Annotated in this window: 13 protein-coding genes and 1 pseudogene; 6 read left to right on the forward strand and 8 right to left on the reverse strand. The window is 59.0% G+C overall.

Translation table 11 applies throughout. From position 1 onward, the window contains the following. Nucleotides 1–8 precede the first annotated feature (8 nt). Together ACZZ0G_RS23265 and ligD are read left to right on the forward strand one after the other, a co-directional pair. The gene (locus ACZZ0G_RS23265; protein ID WP_463557677.1) at nt 9–962 is read left to right on the forward strand and encodes a methyltransferase; all 954 of its coding nucleotides are present in this window, start codon (nt 9–11) and stop codon (nt 960–962) included. Nucleotides 963–979: 17 nt separating this feature from the next. Continuing rightward, complete coding sequence (ligD, locus tag ACZZ0G_RS23270) at nt 980–3,571, forward strand: DNA ligase D (RefSeq protein ID WP_463557678.1); 2,592 nt, start codon at nt 980–982, stop codon at nt 3,569–3,571. Here the strand turns inward: ligD and ACZZ0G_RS23275 are convergent, their stop codons facing one another. The 3 genes from ACZZ0G_RS23275 to sodC form a co-directional block, all read right to left on the reverse strand. Next, nucleotides 3,572–3,973 (reverse strand): hypothetical protein, encoded by a 402-nt coding sequence (locus tag ACZZ0G_RS23275; RefSeq protein WP_463557679.1) that lies wholly within the window; start codon nt 3,971–3,973, stop codon nt 3,572–3,574. It lies immediately after the preceding gene. 80 nt (nt 3,974–4,053) lie between these two features. Next, nucleotides 4,054–4,368, reverse strand: coding sequence for a DUF2388 domain-containing protein (locus tag ACZZ0G_RS23280; protein WP_016983279.1), 315 nt, complete (start codon nt 4,366–4,368; stop codon nt 4,054–4,056). 160 nt (nt 4,369–4,528) lie between these two features. Next, nucleotides 4,529–5,050 (reverse strand): superoxide dismutase [Cu-Zn] SodC, encoded by a 522-nt coding sequence (sodC, locus tag ACZZ0G_RS23285; RefSeq protein WP_463557680.1) that lies wholly within the window; start codon nt 5,048–5,050, stop codon nt 4,529–4,531. Nucleotides 5,051–5,295: 245 nt separating this feature from the next. On the opposite strand from sodC, the pseudogene ACZZ0G_RS23290 reads away from it, so the two are divergent. Both ACZZ0G_RS23290 and ACZZ0G_RS23295 read left to right on the forward strand, forming a co-directional pair. Beyond that, nucleotides 5,296–6,051, forward strand: a pseudogene (locus ACZZ0G_RS23290) (MCP four helix bundle domain-containing protein); the annotation flags it as partial. Nucleotides 6,052–6,183: 132 nt separating this feature from the next. After that, nucleotides 6,184–6,909: a methyl-accepting chemotaxis protein gene (locus tag ACZZ0G_RS23295; RefSeq protein WP_371850956.1), complete on the forward strand. Its 726-nt coding sequence runs from the start codon at nt 6,184–6,186 to the stop codon at nt 6,907–6,909. 139 nt (nt 6,910–7,048) lie between these two features. Here the strand turns inward: ACZZ0G_RS23295 and ACZZ0G_RS23300 are convergent, their stop codons facing one another. Next, nucleotides 7,049–7,480, reverse strand: a complete 432-nt coding sequence (locus tag ACZZ0G_RS23300; RefSeq protein ID WP_463557681.1) for a nuclear transport factor 2 family protein — start codon at nt 7,478–7,480, stop codon at nt 7,049–7,051. A gap of 464 nt (nt 7,481–7,944) precedes the next feature. Between ACZZ0G_RS23300 and mqo the strand changes: the two genes are divergently transcribed. After that, nucleotides 7,945–9,588 (forward strand): malate dehydrogenase (quinone), encoded by a 1,644-nt coding sequence (mqo, locus tag ACZZ0G_RS23305; protein WP_463557682.1) that lies wholly within the window; start codon nt 7,945–7,947, stop codon nt 9,586–9,588. Nucleotides 9,589–9,756: 168 nt separating this feature from the next. Here the strand turns inward: mqo and ACZZ0G_RS23310 are convergent, their stop codons facing one another. Together ACZZ0G_RS23310 and ACZZ0G_RS23315 are read right to left on the reverse strand one after the other, a co-directional pair. Further along, nucleotides 9,757–10,185, reverse strand: coding sequence for a nuclear transport factor 2 family protein (locus ACZZ0G_RS23310; protein WP_463557683.1), 429 nt, complete (start codon nt 10,183–10,185; stop codon nt 9,757–9,759). Between the two features lie 44 nt (nt 10,186–10,229). Next, nucleotides 10,230–10,544: a hypothetical protein gene (locus ACZZ0G_RS23315; RefSeq protein WP_463557685.1), complete on the reverse strand. Its 315-nt coding sequence runs from the start codon at nt 10,542–10,544 to the stop codon at nt 10,230–10,232. Nucleotides 10,545–10,629: 85 nt separating this feature from the next. On the opposite strand from ACZZ0G_RS23315, the gene ACZZ0G_RS23320 reads away from it, so the two are divergent. Further along, entirely contained in the window at nt 10,630–11,076 is a 447-nt protein-coding gene (locus tag ACZZ0G_RS23320; protein ID WP_463557686.1) for an NUDIX hydrolase, read from the forward strand. On the opposite strand, the gene ACZZ0G_RS23325 is transcribed toward ACZZ0G_RS23320, so the two are convergent. Both ACZZ0G_RS23325 and ACZZ0G_RS23330 read right to left on the reverse strand, forming a co-directional pair. Then, on the reverse strand, nt 11,065–11,652 hold the full coding sequence (locus tag ACZZ0G_RS23325) for a DUF4123 domain-containing protein (protein WP_463557687.1): 588 nt from the start codon (nt 11,650–11,652) through the stop codon (nt 11,065–11,067). The two genes, ACZZ0G_RS23320 and ACZZ0G_RS23325, sit on opposite strands and share 12 nt — an antisense overlap. Beyond that, on the reverse strand, nt 11,649–13,778 hold the full coding sequence (locus tag ACZZ0G_RS23330; protein ID WP_463557688.1) for a type VI secretion system Vgr family protein: 2,130 nt from the start codon (nt 13,776–13,778) through the stop codon (nt 11,649–11,651). Before ACZZ0G_RS23330 ends, ACZZ0G_RS23325 begins: the two co-directional genes overlap by 4 nt. Nucleotides 13,779–13,884 lie beyond the last annotated feature (106 nt).

Consider the following 13,884-nt stretch of genomic DNA (forward strand, 5'->3'; position numbering starts at 1 on the left):
CCTTGCCGATGAATCAGGAAGAACAGCTCTGCCCCAACGACCTCGTGCTGCTGCAACTGGGCCGACGCCTGTTGGCAGACGGGTATCGGTTCGTGACCCCTACACCTTTGACCCATCAACGGGTCAACCAGCGTGACGAAGGGCAAATGGCTGACTCTTTGCGCGACGTGTTCGGCTGGTCGCGTCCTTTCGCGCCGGGCTTGTTGTCGGCTGATGAACAGCAACAACTGCAAGACGCTCAGATCATTGATCACTACGAAGGCGAGCTGAAGAGCCGGGTGCGCTGGTCGAGTCTGGATGATTTGCTGTTCGTGCATTCAGCATTTCCCACTGAGGCCGCTGACGCGGTGTTTTTCGGCCCCGACACCTACCGTTTCGCGCAACTGATCCACGCTCACCTGCAACAGAATTTCGCGCCGATTCATCGCGCAGTGGACATCGGTTGTGGGGCTGGCGTCGGTGCGATTCTGATTGGCCGGGCCCGCCGCGAGGCGCAAGTGCTGGCGCTGGATATCAACCCTGCGGCGCTGCGCCTGACCGCAATCAATGCCGCATTGGCAGAGGTCGCTAACGTCGAGGTGCGCGCCAGTGATTTGTTGCAGAACGCCGACGGCGAGTTTGATCTGATCGTCGCCAACCCGCCGTACATGGCCGACCCTGCGGAACGCGCCTATCGACACGGTGGCGGCACGCTCGGGGCAGGGCTGTCGCTGCGCATTGTCGAGCAGGCGCTGAATCGGCTGGCACCCGGTGGCTCGCTGTTGCTCTACACCGGCGTGGCAATGGTCGATGGTCGCGATCCGTTTCTCGACACCGTGCTACCGCGCCTCGATGAAAAACGCTTCGGCTGGACATACCGCGAACTCGATCCGGATGTCTTCGGCGAAGAGCTGCTCAACCCCGGCTATCAACGGGTCGACCGGATCGCGGTGGTGGCGCTGACCGTGACGCGGATTGGCTGAAGCAAGGCAGGTGCACGATGAACAGGAACCTCGACGACTACAACCGCATGCGCGACTTTTCGGCGACGTCGGAACCGGCCGCCGTCAAACGTTCGGGGCGCAAATCCGCCACGGAACACGCGTTGCAGTTCTGCATTCAGAAGCACGACGCTTCGCACCTGCATTACGACTTTCGCCTGGAACTCGATGGCGCCTTGAAGAGCTGGGCGGTGCCGAAAGGACCATCTCTCGACCCCAAGGTCAAACGGCTGGCGGTGCACGTCGAGGATCATCCGCTGGATTACGCAACGTTCGAAGGCAGCATTCCAGAAGGGCATTACGGCGCCGGAGATGTGATCGTCTGGGATCGTGGCGTGTGGATTCCGCTGGAAGATCCGCACAAGGCCTACGAAAAGGGCAAGCTCAAGTTCGAGCTGCAAGGCGAAAAACTGGGCGGCATCTGGAACCTGGTGCGCACGCACATGCCGGGCAAGAAAGAACAGTGGTTTCTGATCAAGCATCAGGACGCCGCCGCACGGCCGCAGGATGACTACGATGTGTTGGTGGCCGAACCGGACAGTGTGCTGAGCGAACGCACGATAGTCGGAAAACCCAAACTGGCCGCCGAGCAAAGCAAACCGCTAAAGAAGCCCCCGGCCAAGACCCGCAAACCCGCGACCGGCAAGCTCACCGGCGCGCACAAGGCGAAACTGCCGGCGCAACTCAAGCCGGAGCTGGTCACGCTGGTCGACAGTGCGCCCGAAGGTCAGTGGAGCTACGAGATCAAATTCGACGGCTACCGGATCATGGCGCGCATCGATCATGATCAGGTGCAACTGTTCACCCGCAACGGTCATGACTGGACGCACAAGTTGCCGCAACAGGCGCAAGCTTTGGCTGCGCTGGGGCTGGAATCCGCATGGCTGGACGGTGAAATGGTCGTCGCCAACGAACACGGCGTGCCGGACTTTCAGGCCCTGCAAAATGCCTTTGAGGCGGGACGTAGCGGCAACATTCTCTACTACCTGTTCGATCTGCCGTATCTCAACGGTGTCGACCTGCGTGAAGTGCCGGTCGAGGAACGTCGCGCCGCGCTGGCCACGGTGCTTGGCAGCCATGAACAACCGTTGCTGCGCTTTTCCGAAGCCTTCGACGAAACCCCCGACGCACTGCTCAACAGCGCTTGCCAGATGCAGATGGAAGGCCTGATCGGCAAACGTCTCGGCTCGCCATATGTGTCGCGGCGCAGTGGCGACTGGATCAAGCTCAAGTGCAAACACCGCCAGGAATTCGTGGTCGTCGGCTACACCGATCCGAAAGGTTCGCGCAGTGCCTTCGGCGCCTTGCTGTTGGGGCTGCATGATCGCGACAGCGGTGAGTTGCGCTACGCCGGCAAGGTCGGCACCGGTTTCAACGAGTCGACGTTGAAAAGCATTCTGGCCCAACTCAAACCGTTGCAGGTGAAGAAGGCGGCGGTGGTCAATCCACCCAGCGGCTTCGAGGTCAAAGGCGTGCACTGGCTCAAGCCGAAACTGCTGGCGGAAGTCGCATTTGCCGAAATGACCAAGGACGGTTCGGTGCGCCACGCTGTGTTTCATGGCTTGCGCGATGACAAGCCTGCCAAGGACATCACTGAGGAGCGAGCGAAACCGGTGAAGACTGCAGAGAAGAAAACCGCAACGAAAAAAACGTCGAAAACAGCTCCGGCGAGCAGCGCCGACACTGCACCGTCACAGCTCGGGCTGGCCAATGGCAAGGTGCGCATCACTCACCCGGATCGGGTCATCGACGCGGTCAGCGGGACCACCAAAATGCAACTGGCCGAGTATTACGCGAGCGTTGCCGAATGGATCCTGCCGCAACTCAAGGAACGTCCGGTCGCTCTGGTGCGGGCGCCGGACGGCATCGCCGGCGAGTTGTTCTTCCAGAAAAATGCCGAACGCCTGGCGATCCCCGGCATTACCACGCTGGATAAGGACGTTACCGGGCAACCGGTGATGCTGATCAATAACGCCGAAGCGCTGATTGGTGCCGTGCAGATGAGTACCGTCGAACTGCACACTTGGAACGCCACCACCGTCGATCTGGACAAGCCCGATCGCTTCGTCCTCGACCTTGACCCGGATCCGGCGTTGCCGTGGAAAAGCATGGTCGAAGCGACCGCGCTGACTTTGACCGTGCTCGATGAACTTGGACTCAAAGTGTTTCTCAAAACCAGTGGCGGCAAGGGTATTCACCTGGTGGTGCCGCTGACTCGTAAACTCGGTTGGGATGAGGTCAAGGATTTCAGCCACGCCATCGTCAGTCATATCGCCAAGCTGTTGCCGGACCGGTTTTCGGCGGTGTCCGGACCGAAGAATCGCGTTGGCCGGATCTTCATCGACTATCTGCGCAACGGTCTCGGCGCCACCACGATCTGCGCCTACGCCGCGCGCACCCGCGAAGGCTTGCCGGTATCGGTGCCGCTGTTTCGTGAAGAGGTCGCTGAGATAAAGGGTGGCAATCAGTGGAATGTGCACAACGTTCATGAGCGCTTGGCTGAGGTTGGTGATGAGCCGTGGGCCGACATGAAGAAAACCCGTCAGAGCATCACGGCCGAGATGCGCAAACGGGTTGGTCTGAAAAAATGATCAGGTGTCGCGCAGCAAGTCGTGGGCGTTGAGCAGTTCGAAGGCGATTTCCGGGTGGTTTTCCAGGCCGCGACGAATGGCGGCTGGAATCGCTGCGCGGGTCTTGCGGCACAGGCCCGGTAACTCGTCGATCTGAATAGCGATGCCGCGCATGGTGCGAACTTCATTGAACCCAGGGGCGACGTCAACGCGAATCCCCAGTTGCTCGAACATCCGCTGTTGCAGATGTTTGAGGTCATTCAAGTCCTTGAGCATTTCGAGGCGCGCGAGCAGGCGTTTCTCCTCCTCACGGGTCAGGCGCAGGATGCGCACATCCGCACCGGGCGTCTCGAGCAAAGGATCGCGCCCGCAAATGCAGGCGCCGGGCGGGCAGGGGGAGCGCAAAGGCGCAGAGGTCGTCATGGCCTCCATCATAGAGGCCGTCGGACAGTTTTGCCTATGTGCCTTCAGCGGCCATCCATCGGCTGCTTTATCCGTGACGGCTACTGATTCAGGCCTTCGTAATGCACCAGAATCGCGTTGGCCAGATCTTCATCGCTGGCGTTGATGCCAGGGTTGTCCTGGCGAACCTGCTGCAGCACCGACTCGAGATAAACCCCACGAATGGCCCCGCCACTGGCGACAAATGCAGACAAGTCGTCACGGGCCGGAATCACCATTTTGTGATCCTTGAAGGTCGAGTACAGCGACGCGGAGACACCGGCCGAGGTCGCGACATCACCCGCATCGACGCGGGCCAACGCCGAACCGACCGGCAGGCATAAGAGTAAAGAAGAAACGAGCACTAACTTGCGCATGACGGTGTTCCTCCACAAGCGCGAAGCAAAAAGGGAAGGACTACATAATGTGAGAGGGGCGCACGCGGCGGGAGTTCCGTGGCGCAGCAAAGTCTGAGCTATTGCAAAACAGACGCGGGCAGCGTCATTGCAGGCTGCCCGGTCTTGATGCTGCGACTAGTCAGATGACCCCGCAGGCCATGCGATCACCGCCACCGCCCAACGGTTTGGGCATGTCGGCGTGGTTGTCACCGCCGGCATGGATCATCAGCGCATGGCCCTTGATCTCGGCGATTTTTTTCAGGCGCGGCGCCAGTACCGGGTAGTTGGCAATGCCGTCAGTGGTGACATAGATCGCCGGAAGGTCACCCAAATGGCCGTCAGCGTATGGGCCCAGATGCTTGCCGGTTTTTTGCGGATCGAAATGCCCGCCAGCGGCCAGTGCAGCGCCTTTCACGCCATCCTTCATGCCCGCTTCGCAACTGCCGTTTTCATGCACGTGGAAACCGTGTACGCCGGCCGGCAAGGATTTCAGATCGGGCGTGAACAACAGGCCGTACGCGGTTTCACTGATGGTGACCGAGCCGATTGCCTGCGGCGCGCCGTCGGCGCTGACCAGATTGATGGCGACTTTCTCCGTCGCCGCCTGTGCGGTACCGATGGCGAAGGTGCCGAGCAAACCCAACCACAATGCGCGTTTCATAAGCGTTTCCTTTTGCTGCAAGAGAATTCAGAACGACGGACTCAATAGCCTGCCGGCATTAACCGGTGATGAAGGCGTTGGCCGTGCGCGTTGAAAAGTGAGACTTGCCGCGCAATCCGAAAGTTTTGCGCCAGTCTGCCTGCATACCGACACCGGCTGACACGCTCTGGTCCGGCAGACCTGCGCAAATAGGCTTAACTGAAGGCTGACAAGCGCTTACGGGCGTGGCCAAGGAGGAAAACCCGGTGTCGATCAAACTGCGTTTAGTGTTGCTGATTGTGACAAGTCTGCTGACAGCCTTGATCGTGAGTCTGGTCAGTTACGTCGGCAACCAGCGGATGGCCTCAGCGGTCAGCGACAACGCGGTCAGCATGAGCGCGCTGCGTAATCACATGGAAGCCGACATGATGCACGACGCCCTGCGCGCCGATGTCTACTCGGCGATGCTGGTGGGTTTGGGCAAAAGCACCAGTACGGCGAGCGAGGTGCGCGAGTCGATCAACGAGCATGCCGGGCATTTTCGTGAGGTGCTAGAAGACAACCTCAAATTACCGATCAACCCGACATTGCGCACTGCGCTGGAGCATTTAAAGCCGAGCCTCGACACTTACATCAATACCGGCGAACGGATTGTCGGGTTGGCGCTGGACAATCCCGATGCGGCTCAACAGGAGTTGGGCACGTTCAACACTGCATTCAGTCAGCTCGAAGAACAGATGGCCGCTTTGAGCGAACTGATCGAGTCCAATACGCGGCAGACCAGCGAAGGCACTGAAGCGGCGATCCGCAATGCCAACCTCGCGCTCGGTGTGGTGTTGATCGCCAGTCTGGTGCTGCTTTTGGCACAGGGTCGCTGGGTCATTCTGAGCATCATGGGACCGTTGAAGACCGCCAGTCGCATCGCCGAGAGCATCGCCCACGGCAATCTCAGTGAGCCGATCGCCGAGCCGTCCGGCAAGGACGAAGCCAGTGTCCTGATCCGCACGCTGGCGACCATGCAGCGCGATTTGCGCAACATGATCGATGTGGTGCGGCGCAATGCTCATGGCGTCAGTGGCATGAGCGAACAACTCAGCCACGGCTGCCATCAGGTTGCCGACAGCAGCCAGCAACAAAGTGTCGCCGCCGGCACCATGGCCGCAGCCGCCAGCCAGATGACCGCGAGCATCGAGGAAATCACCCGCCACGCCGAACGTGCTCTGAGCATGGCCAGTCAGGCCGAAACCCTGGCCAAGGAGGGCGGCGGGGTCATTCACCAAGTGGTCAGCGACATGGACGATATTGCCCGATCAGCGCAACAGTCGGCCCAGGTGATCCGCACGCTGGATCAGGAATCCGAAGCCATTTTCAACATCATTCAGGTGATCAAGAGCATCGCCGACCAGACTAATCTGCTGGCGCTCAATGCTGCCATTGAAGCGGCCCGGGCCGGGGAGCAGGGCAGAGGGTTTGCGGTGGTCGCGGATGAAGTGCGCAGTCTGGCGGCACGCACCAGCGCCTCGACTCAGGAAATCGCGGCGATGGTCGCACGCATTCAGCACAGCACCCGCGAGGCGGTGAGCAGCATGGAGGCGGGGGTTGCGCAGGTCGACAAGGGCATGGCGGTGACGGCGGATGTCGAGCGCGCTATCCGCGAAATCCTCGAGGCGACGTTGAGCACGACGCAACTGGTCAACGACATCACCCGCACGATCGGCGAACAGAGCCAAGCCAGTAACGAGATTGCCCATCAGGTGGAAATGATTGCCGGGATGTCCGAGGGCAACAGCCGGGTGATCGGGCAAACGGCGAATACCACCGATGAGTTGTCGAGCCTGGCGGGGCAATTGGCGCAGTCGGTGGATCGGTTTCGGTTGTAACCAGGAAGATTTGTAGTGCCTGGGCTACCGCCTTCGCGAGCAGGCTCGCTCCCACCTTTGGAATGCGTTCCTGTGTGGGAGCGAGCCTGCTCGCGAAGAGGCCAGCTCGGCCAACTTTCATTCAGCTAGATCACTGGCCTCAAAACTTGAACGCCTGCCGTCCCACCAGCAACCACTTGCCATCCAGCTTCTGCCAGATCTGGAAATTCTCGATCTCGGTCGGCACGACTTCGGTCCCCTTCAACGCCTGCGCGGAAAAATGGTGGCGCACCAGCGCGGTATCGCCTGAGAGGGTGATGGTCTGCTTCTGCATCTCGAGGGTCTTGAAGGCGCTTCTGCCAGTCTCGATGTCGGCGATGAATTCCTTCTTGTCCTGAATCTTGCCACTGGAATGGCCGTAGGTCAGGTTGGGCGCGGTGAGCGCGTTCAGTTCGGCGATGTCCTTGTGCAGCATCGCCTGGGTCAGATGATCCACCGCTTGGGCGACATCCTTTTCCGCTGGAGCAGAAGCGGCCATGGCGTAACCGTTGAAGGCACAGAGAAAACCGATCAGCAGTCGGGTTTTGGTCATGGAGGTTGTTTCCTTGTTGTTATGGGTTGATGACTGATTCGTCAGTCATCGTACAACCTAGCAGAAATCTTTAATCAGGGCACTGCTTCAAAGCGTCGGGGGTCATGTTCAGCCTTCATCGGCCGATAGTGTCGTGAGCGGAAAAAGACTCTCAAGTCGGGAACAGACGCGCGGGTTTGCCCTGACGTGATATTCTTCGCGCCAACTTGGTTTGACCTTATTCAGTTTGCTTGCCTTTGGGCGGGCCGACGGAATCCCTGTCGCTCAAGTAGCTGAGCCAATAATGATAAGAAGTCAGTTCAGAAGGGACATTAACTGAGGTCGATGCAGCATGTCGGCCTTGTGTGCCCACCCGTCAAAATTGAAGTGTGCCGGAATCTGCGACGCGAGCCTGAGCGTCATCAAAGCGGATCGCATACAGATAACAGCGGCGGGCGGAAGGCGTTTTATCATAGGTGCAACAGATGTTTAAGAAAGTGAACACAGCCCTGCTGGGTCTGGCTTTGGCGATGGGGATGACATCCGCCAATGCTGACGAAGCAAAGAAAGTCGACGTCCTGCTGATCGGCGGCGGCATCATGAGCACCACCCTCGGTGTGTGGATCAATGAGCTGGAGCCAAGCTGGTCGATGGAAATGGTCGAGCGCCTCGACGGCGTCGCCCTGGAAAGCTCCAACGGCTGGAACAACGCCGGTACCGGTCACTCGGCGCTCGCTGAGCTGAACTACACCCCGGAAGACGACAAAGGCAACGTGACGATCCCGAAAGCCGTCGAGATCAACGAAGCGTTCCAGGTCTCCCGTCAGTTCTGGGCCTGGCAGGTTCAGCAAGGCGTTCTGAAGAACCCTCGCTCGTTCATCAACACCACACCGCACATGAGCTTTGTGTGGGGTGATGACAACATCAAGTTCCTGAAAAAGCGCTACGAAGCCCTGCAAGCGAGCCCGCTGTTCGCCGGCATGCAGTACTCCGAAGACCCGGCTGTGATCAAGAAGTGGGTTCCGCTGATGATGGAAGGGCGTGACCCGAACCAGAAAATCGCGGCCACCTGGAGCCCGCTGGGTACCGACATGAACTTCGGCGAAATAACCCGCCAGTTCGCTGCCCACCTGCAGACCAAGCCTAACTTCGATCTGAAACTGTCGAGCGAAGTCCAGGACATCACCAAGAATGCCGATGGCACTTGGCGCGTCAGCTACAAAAACCTGAAAGACGGCAGCAAAACCGAAACCGACGCCAAGTTCGTGTTCATCGGCGCGGGCGGCGGTGCACTGCACCTGCTGCAGAAGTCGGGCATTCCTGAAGCCAAGGAATACGCTGGCTTCCCGGTAGGCGGCTCGTTCCTGGTGACCGATAACCCAACCATCGCTGAACAGCACCTGGCCAAGGCCTACGGTAAAGCGTCGGTTGGCGCACCACCGATGTCCGTTCCGCACCTGGACACCCGTGTTCTGGACGGCAAGCGCGTCATTCTGTTTGGCCCATTCGCGACCTTCAGCACCAAGTTCCTCAAGGAAGGCTCGTACCTGGACCTGCTGACCAGCACCACCACCCACAACATCTGGCCTATGACCAAGGTCGGCATCAAGGAATACCCGCTGGTCGAGTACCTCGCTGGCCAACTGATGCTGTCGGATGAAGACCGTCTGAACGCGCTGAAGGAATACTTCCCGAACGCCAAAGCCGAAGACTGGCGCCTGTGGCAAGCCGGCCAACGCGTGCAAATCATCAAGCGTGATGAAGCCGCTGGTGGCGTGCTGAAACTGGGCACTGAAATCGTTGCTGCACAAGACGGCTCCATCGCCGGCCTGCTGGGCGCATCGCCAGGCGCGTCGACCGCTGCACCGATCATGCTGAGCGTGCTGCAGAAAGTCTTCAAAGACAAAGTTGCATCGCCTGAGTGGCAAACCAAGCTGCACCAGATCGTTCCAAGCTACGGTACTCAGCTGAACAGCGATCCAGCCAAAGTGGCTGCAGAGTGGGCTTACACCGCCAAGATCCTCGAACTGCCGACGCCTCCGGTGATCGGTCAGGTTGCAACTCCTGCACCTGCAGCTGAAAAAGCTGAAGCTCCGAAGGAAAACGCTGCACGTGACATGGCGCTGTAACTAGACGCCTGACACACAAAACCCACTGAACCGGCGACGGTCAGTGGGTTTTTTTGTGGCAAAGCGTTTTGTAGGAACTGTCGAGTGAAACTAGGCTGCGATCTTTCGATTTTGGAAGATCGAGATCAAAAGATCGCAGCCTGCGGCAGCTCTCGGTTTTTCAATTGCTCAGGATTTGGCCTTTGCCAGATAAGCGCCAAGCCGCCGTCCCATCTCTTCGCCCAAGGCTTGCAGTCCACTGAGTGGCCGCACCATCACCTCAAACTCGACAATTTTCCCGCTCTCGTCAAAGCAGATCATGTCGATCCCCTTCAACTCCTTCGCCCCAACCTTCGCACTGAACTCGAGAATCACATTCAACCCGTCCGCCGTCGACAGTTCGCGGTGATATTTGAAATCCTCAAATACTTCGAACACGGTGTTGAGGATCATCGACACCACCGGCGCACCCGGATAAGGCATGTGGGCCATTGGTGAACGAAACACGGCTTGTGGATCAAGCAACTCGGGCAGGGCGCTAAGGTTGCCGCTGCCGATCATTTCGTGCCATTGCTTCAGCGATGCGGCGACGTTGGGTTGCAGGTTCAGGTTGGTCATGTTCACTCCAGGAATTTTTTATTGTTCTCGCGACGGCAATGACTCTAGATCAACCACAGCGAAATTGAGTCCTTGTGCAACGATTTGAATACCGGCCCATGACCCATGCGGATCAGATGCGCATCTGATCCGTATTTTTTCGCCGGATCTGCCTCTGTTACCGGCTCAGTCATCCGCTCAAAATAGCCCCACAGTTCGGTGACTCGCGACAATCCTTCATCCCGAAGCGTCCGGTGCACCGCTAGCTCAGCATTGGAGAGAGCAGCATGAACAAAATGGCGATTTTCCTCGGTGGTTTCTTGGCCTTGACCATTCTGATCGGCTTGCTGGCGACCATTTCGCCGGTTTGACGCGTGCAAACGTTATTGGGGTCAGGTCCGCAGCTACTGTGCATGAAGCATGGTTTAATACCGCGCCATAAATCTGCAGATGGACCTCTCTCACATGGCCGAACAACGTATTCGCGCACTTGCCCTGTGTGTCTTTCACCACAAAGGCAAGATTCTGCTTCACCAATTTGACGACGTCATCAAACAGCAGTCTTTTTTGCGCCCTGTCGGTGGCGGCATCGAGTTTGGTGAAACCAGTGCCGAGGCGGTCGCAAGGGAAGTGCAGGAGGAGTTAGGACTCGCTATCAAAAACCTGCGTTTGCTGGGCACACTCGAAAGCTTCTTTGTCTTCGATGGCAAACCGGGGCATGAAATCGTTCAGGTGTATGACGCGCTGTTTGAGGATGAGCGGGTTTACCAACGCCTCCATATTGATGGGCATGAGAGTGATGGTTCACCCTTCAGAGTGAAGTGGCATGACAGCGCGAGCTTCACTGATCAGGCGATGTTGGTCCCGACAGGGCTGCGCGAACTGCTCAAAGGCGCTGCATTACTCGATTGACCCGGTTGCGGGCGCCGACGGCCAGCCACTGACTCGTGCCGCCGGGCCGCCGGAAGGATCTGCCAAGTAAGCAATCAGTGAATGACCAGTGCTGGTTTCGGCGATGAGCTTGCTCGCCGGGCCGAATATCGCAGCGCGCTCTTGGGGCGTGCAGGTCGGCAGGTACACGCGCAGGACTCTGGGGTCGTAAAAGCGGAACACCAGCAGGTTGCCATCCGGGTCGGTGACGCGCAGCAAGGTGCGAAAGTGGCTGCGTAACTCGTCCAGGGAGAGCCGGGCGGGGGCGATGACGAAAATGCCCCAGCTCTTGCCCCAACTTTCTTCGAACAGGCGGGCGGTGTACGCCTGCTGTGGATCGAGGTGCAGCAGATAGGGGGCGGCCGCCGACAGGCTCGGTGCGAGTTCACCTGCGTACAGGCAAGAAAACTCCGCACCGCTGCTCCGGACCAGAGATTCGATGCGTGGGTCGCGGGCTCCGTCAAGCAAGGCGTAGACCTTGGGCGCGTCCGGGCGCGAACCCTGGGGCCAGAATTCGGCGGTCAACCATTCGTTGCGACTGGGGCGAAACTGGCTCATCGGTTGCAGATCTCGCAGAAGGGCACGCCGGTTTTTGCGGCGGTCACCAGTGTTTGCGCCTGAATGTTTTGCTGAACAAGTCGGGTTTCTGCGGGGGACGGCGTAGCGGCTGTAGAGGCCGGTGTTGCCAGCGGTGTCGCCGCTGTGGGGGTATTGACTGGCGCCGCACTGAGGGTTTTACCGGCGGTGTCGGCATCTGCGGGTGTCAGCGCTATCGGCAGTTTGATCGCGATACCGCTTCCGGAGCCTGGGGATCCGCCGGAGTTGTTTTTCACCTGCGCACCACTGATGGTCACACCGCCGACATCGACCTTGACGAAACTCCCACCAGCCTTGGCCGTCAGTTCCATTGCGCCTTCGACCACAACCTTCTGGCCGGCGTAGTAATGGATTTCTGACCCGGCCTCGACGAACTGCGCAGTCCCCACCTTCAGATGCTGCGTCACACTCACGGTCAGGTGATCATCCGCCCGCATCTCGCTAATCCGATCCAGATGCGTAATCCGGTGCTCTTCAACCTTGAATTCGCTCAGCGTGTTGGCTTCAACGGTGTCATGCCGTTCATTGCCGACGCGGATTTTTTGGTCGTGCTCGATGTTCTCGTCCCAGTCGCGTTGGGCGTGGATGTAGATCTGCTCGGCGCCTTTCTTGTCTTCGATGCGGAATTCGTTGTAGCCCTTGCCGCCCGGTGAACTCAGGGTCTTGAAGGTGCTGCGGGTCTTGTTGGCCGGCAGGTCGTAGGGGACGACGTTTTCCTTGTGGTACAGGCAACCGGTGACCAATGGCTGATCGGGATCGCCTTCAAGGAAGGTGACGAGCACTTCCATGCCGATGCGCGGGATGGCGATGCCGCCATAGGCAGCGCCGGCCCAGCCGCTGGCGACGCGCATCCAGCAGGTGGTTTTGTCGTTGGACTGACCGTCGCGGTCCCAGTGGAATTGCACTTTGATCCGGCCGTACTGGTCGCAGTGGATTTCTTCGCCTGCGGGGCCGGTGACGACGGCGGTCTGGCTGCCGAGGACTTTTGGTTTCGGGTGTTCAAGGGCAGGGCGGTAGTGCGCGTCCCACGGGGTGGCGAGGAAGCTGTTGCGGTAGCCCTGGTGGAAATCGCTTTTGTTGTCGGTGACGTCACTGGTGACGTTTTCGCCGAGTACTTGCGGTTGTTTGCCTTCGTGGAAGACTTCCAGCAGCAGCCACAGGTCATTCCATTCGGCGCGCGGGTGTTCGGCCAGCGTCAGAAAATGGCCGCTGGTGAGGGTTGGTTCGTCACCTTTGCCTTCGGCGAGTTTGTAGTCGCTGCGATGGCGTTCGAGGGCGCGGGTCGAGAGGAATTTACCGCGCTCGCGGGTGGTGAAACGGCCGGGGTAGTCGTAGTCCTCGAGGTCTGGGGCGAACTCGGTTTTCACCGCGCCTTCGGGGAGGATCTTCGGTTTTTCGAAGTCATAATCGCGGCGGCTGACGCGGGTGGTGCGGGTTTCCAGGCGCAGGTTGAAGCGCTTGATCACCGGTTTGTCGGCGGCCATGCCGGAGTCTTGCTGGTAGCTCACTGGTTTCAGTTTACGGAAAACGGTCTGGTCGTCGCCGAACACCAGTTTGTGGCCGCTGCCGCTGTGCTGGAAGTGGAAGTGAATGCCTTCTTCTTCGCACAGGCGCTGGATGAAATGCAGGTCGGATTCGTCGTACTGCACGCAGTAGTCACGCTCCGGGTATTCGGCGCCGAGCTGGAAGCTGTAGGCGTCGGCGAGGATGCCGCGATCTTCCAGCACCTGAGCGATGATCTTCGGCACAGTCAGTTGCTGGAAGATCTGCTGATCGTGGTTGTGCCGCAGGTAGGCCAGTTGTGGCACCAGGCTGAGGCTGTAACGGGTCAGGGTTTTGCCGGAGTCGCCTTGCTCGATGCGATAGACCAGACCGTGGATCTTGCCTTCGCCGGTGGGGCCGAAAGTCAGGACGCCGGGCTTGTGCAACAGTTCTTCGAGTTTGAGGTCGGGGCGGGCGCTGATGAGTTCGAGGTCAAAACAGAAGGGCTGGTTGACGGCTTCATGGCCAACAAAGCTCAACACCTGCAGATCGGTGGAGCCGCTTTCAAGGGAAAAGGTAATGTGGGTAGCGTTTGCGTCCAGCATGCCTGACTCCTTCCATGGAAAAGCTTTGCTGATGGTGCAGCAATACCAATGTGCTATCAAGGGATTTTAAACGCGCTTAAACGCCTGCATTAAACTCGATCTCAAA

The organism is Pseudomonas sp. AC169, from assembly GCF_979258515.1.

Coding starts and splice junctions, on each gene's coding strand:
- ACZZ0G_RS23265 (WP_463557677.1), top strand. CDS start 9: ATGAATCAGGAAGAACAGCTCTGCCCCAACGACCTCGTGCTGCTGCAA.
- ligD (WP_463557678.1), top strand. CDS start 980: ATGAACAGGAACCTCGACGACTACAACCGCATGCGCGACTTTTCGGCG.
- ACZZ0G_RS23275 (WP_463557679.1), bottom strand. CDS start 3,973: ATGACGACCTCTGCGCCTTTGCGCTCCCCCTGCCCGCCCGGCGCCTGC.
- ACZZ0G_RS23280 (WP_016983279.1), bottom strand. CDS start 4,368: ATGCGCAAGTTAGTGCTCGTTTCTTCTTTACTCTTATGCCTGCCGGTC.
- sodC (WP_463557680.1), bottom strand. CDS start 5,050: ATGAAACGCGCATTGTGGTTGGGTTTGCTCGGCACCTTCGCCATCGGT.
- ACZZ0G_RS23295 (WP_371850956.1), top strand. CDS start 6,184: ATGGCCGCAGCCGCCAGCCAGATGACCGCGAGCATCGAGGAAATCACC.
- ACZZ0G_RS23300 (WP_463557681.1), bottom strand. CDS start 7,480: ATGACCAAAACCCGACTGCTGATCGGTTTTCTCTGTGCCTTCAACGGT.
- mqo (WP_463557682.1), top strand. CDS start 7,945: ATGTTTAAGAAAGTGAACACAGCCCTGCTGGGTCTGGCTTTGGCGATG.
- ACZZ0G_RS23310 (WP_463557683.1), bottom strand. CDS start 10,185: ATGACCAACCTGAACCTGCAACCCAACGTCGCCGCATCGCTGAAGCAA.
- ACZZ0G_RS23320 (WP_463557686.1), top strand. CDS start 10,630: ATGGCCGAACAACGTATTCGCGCACTTGCCCTGTGTGTCTTTCACCAC.
- ACZZ0G_RS23325 (WP_463557687.1), bottom strand. CDS start 11,652: ATGAGCCAGTTTCGCCCCAGTCGCAACGAATGGTTGACCGCCGAATTC.
- ACZZ0G_RS23330 (WP_463557688.1), bottom strand. CDS start 13,778: ATGCTGGACGCAAACGCTACCCACATTACCTTTTCCCTTGAAAGCGGC.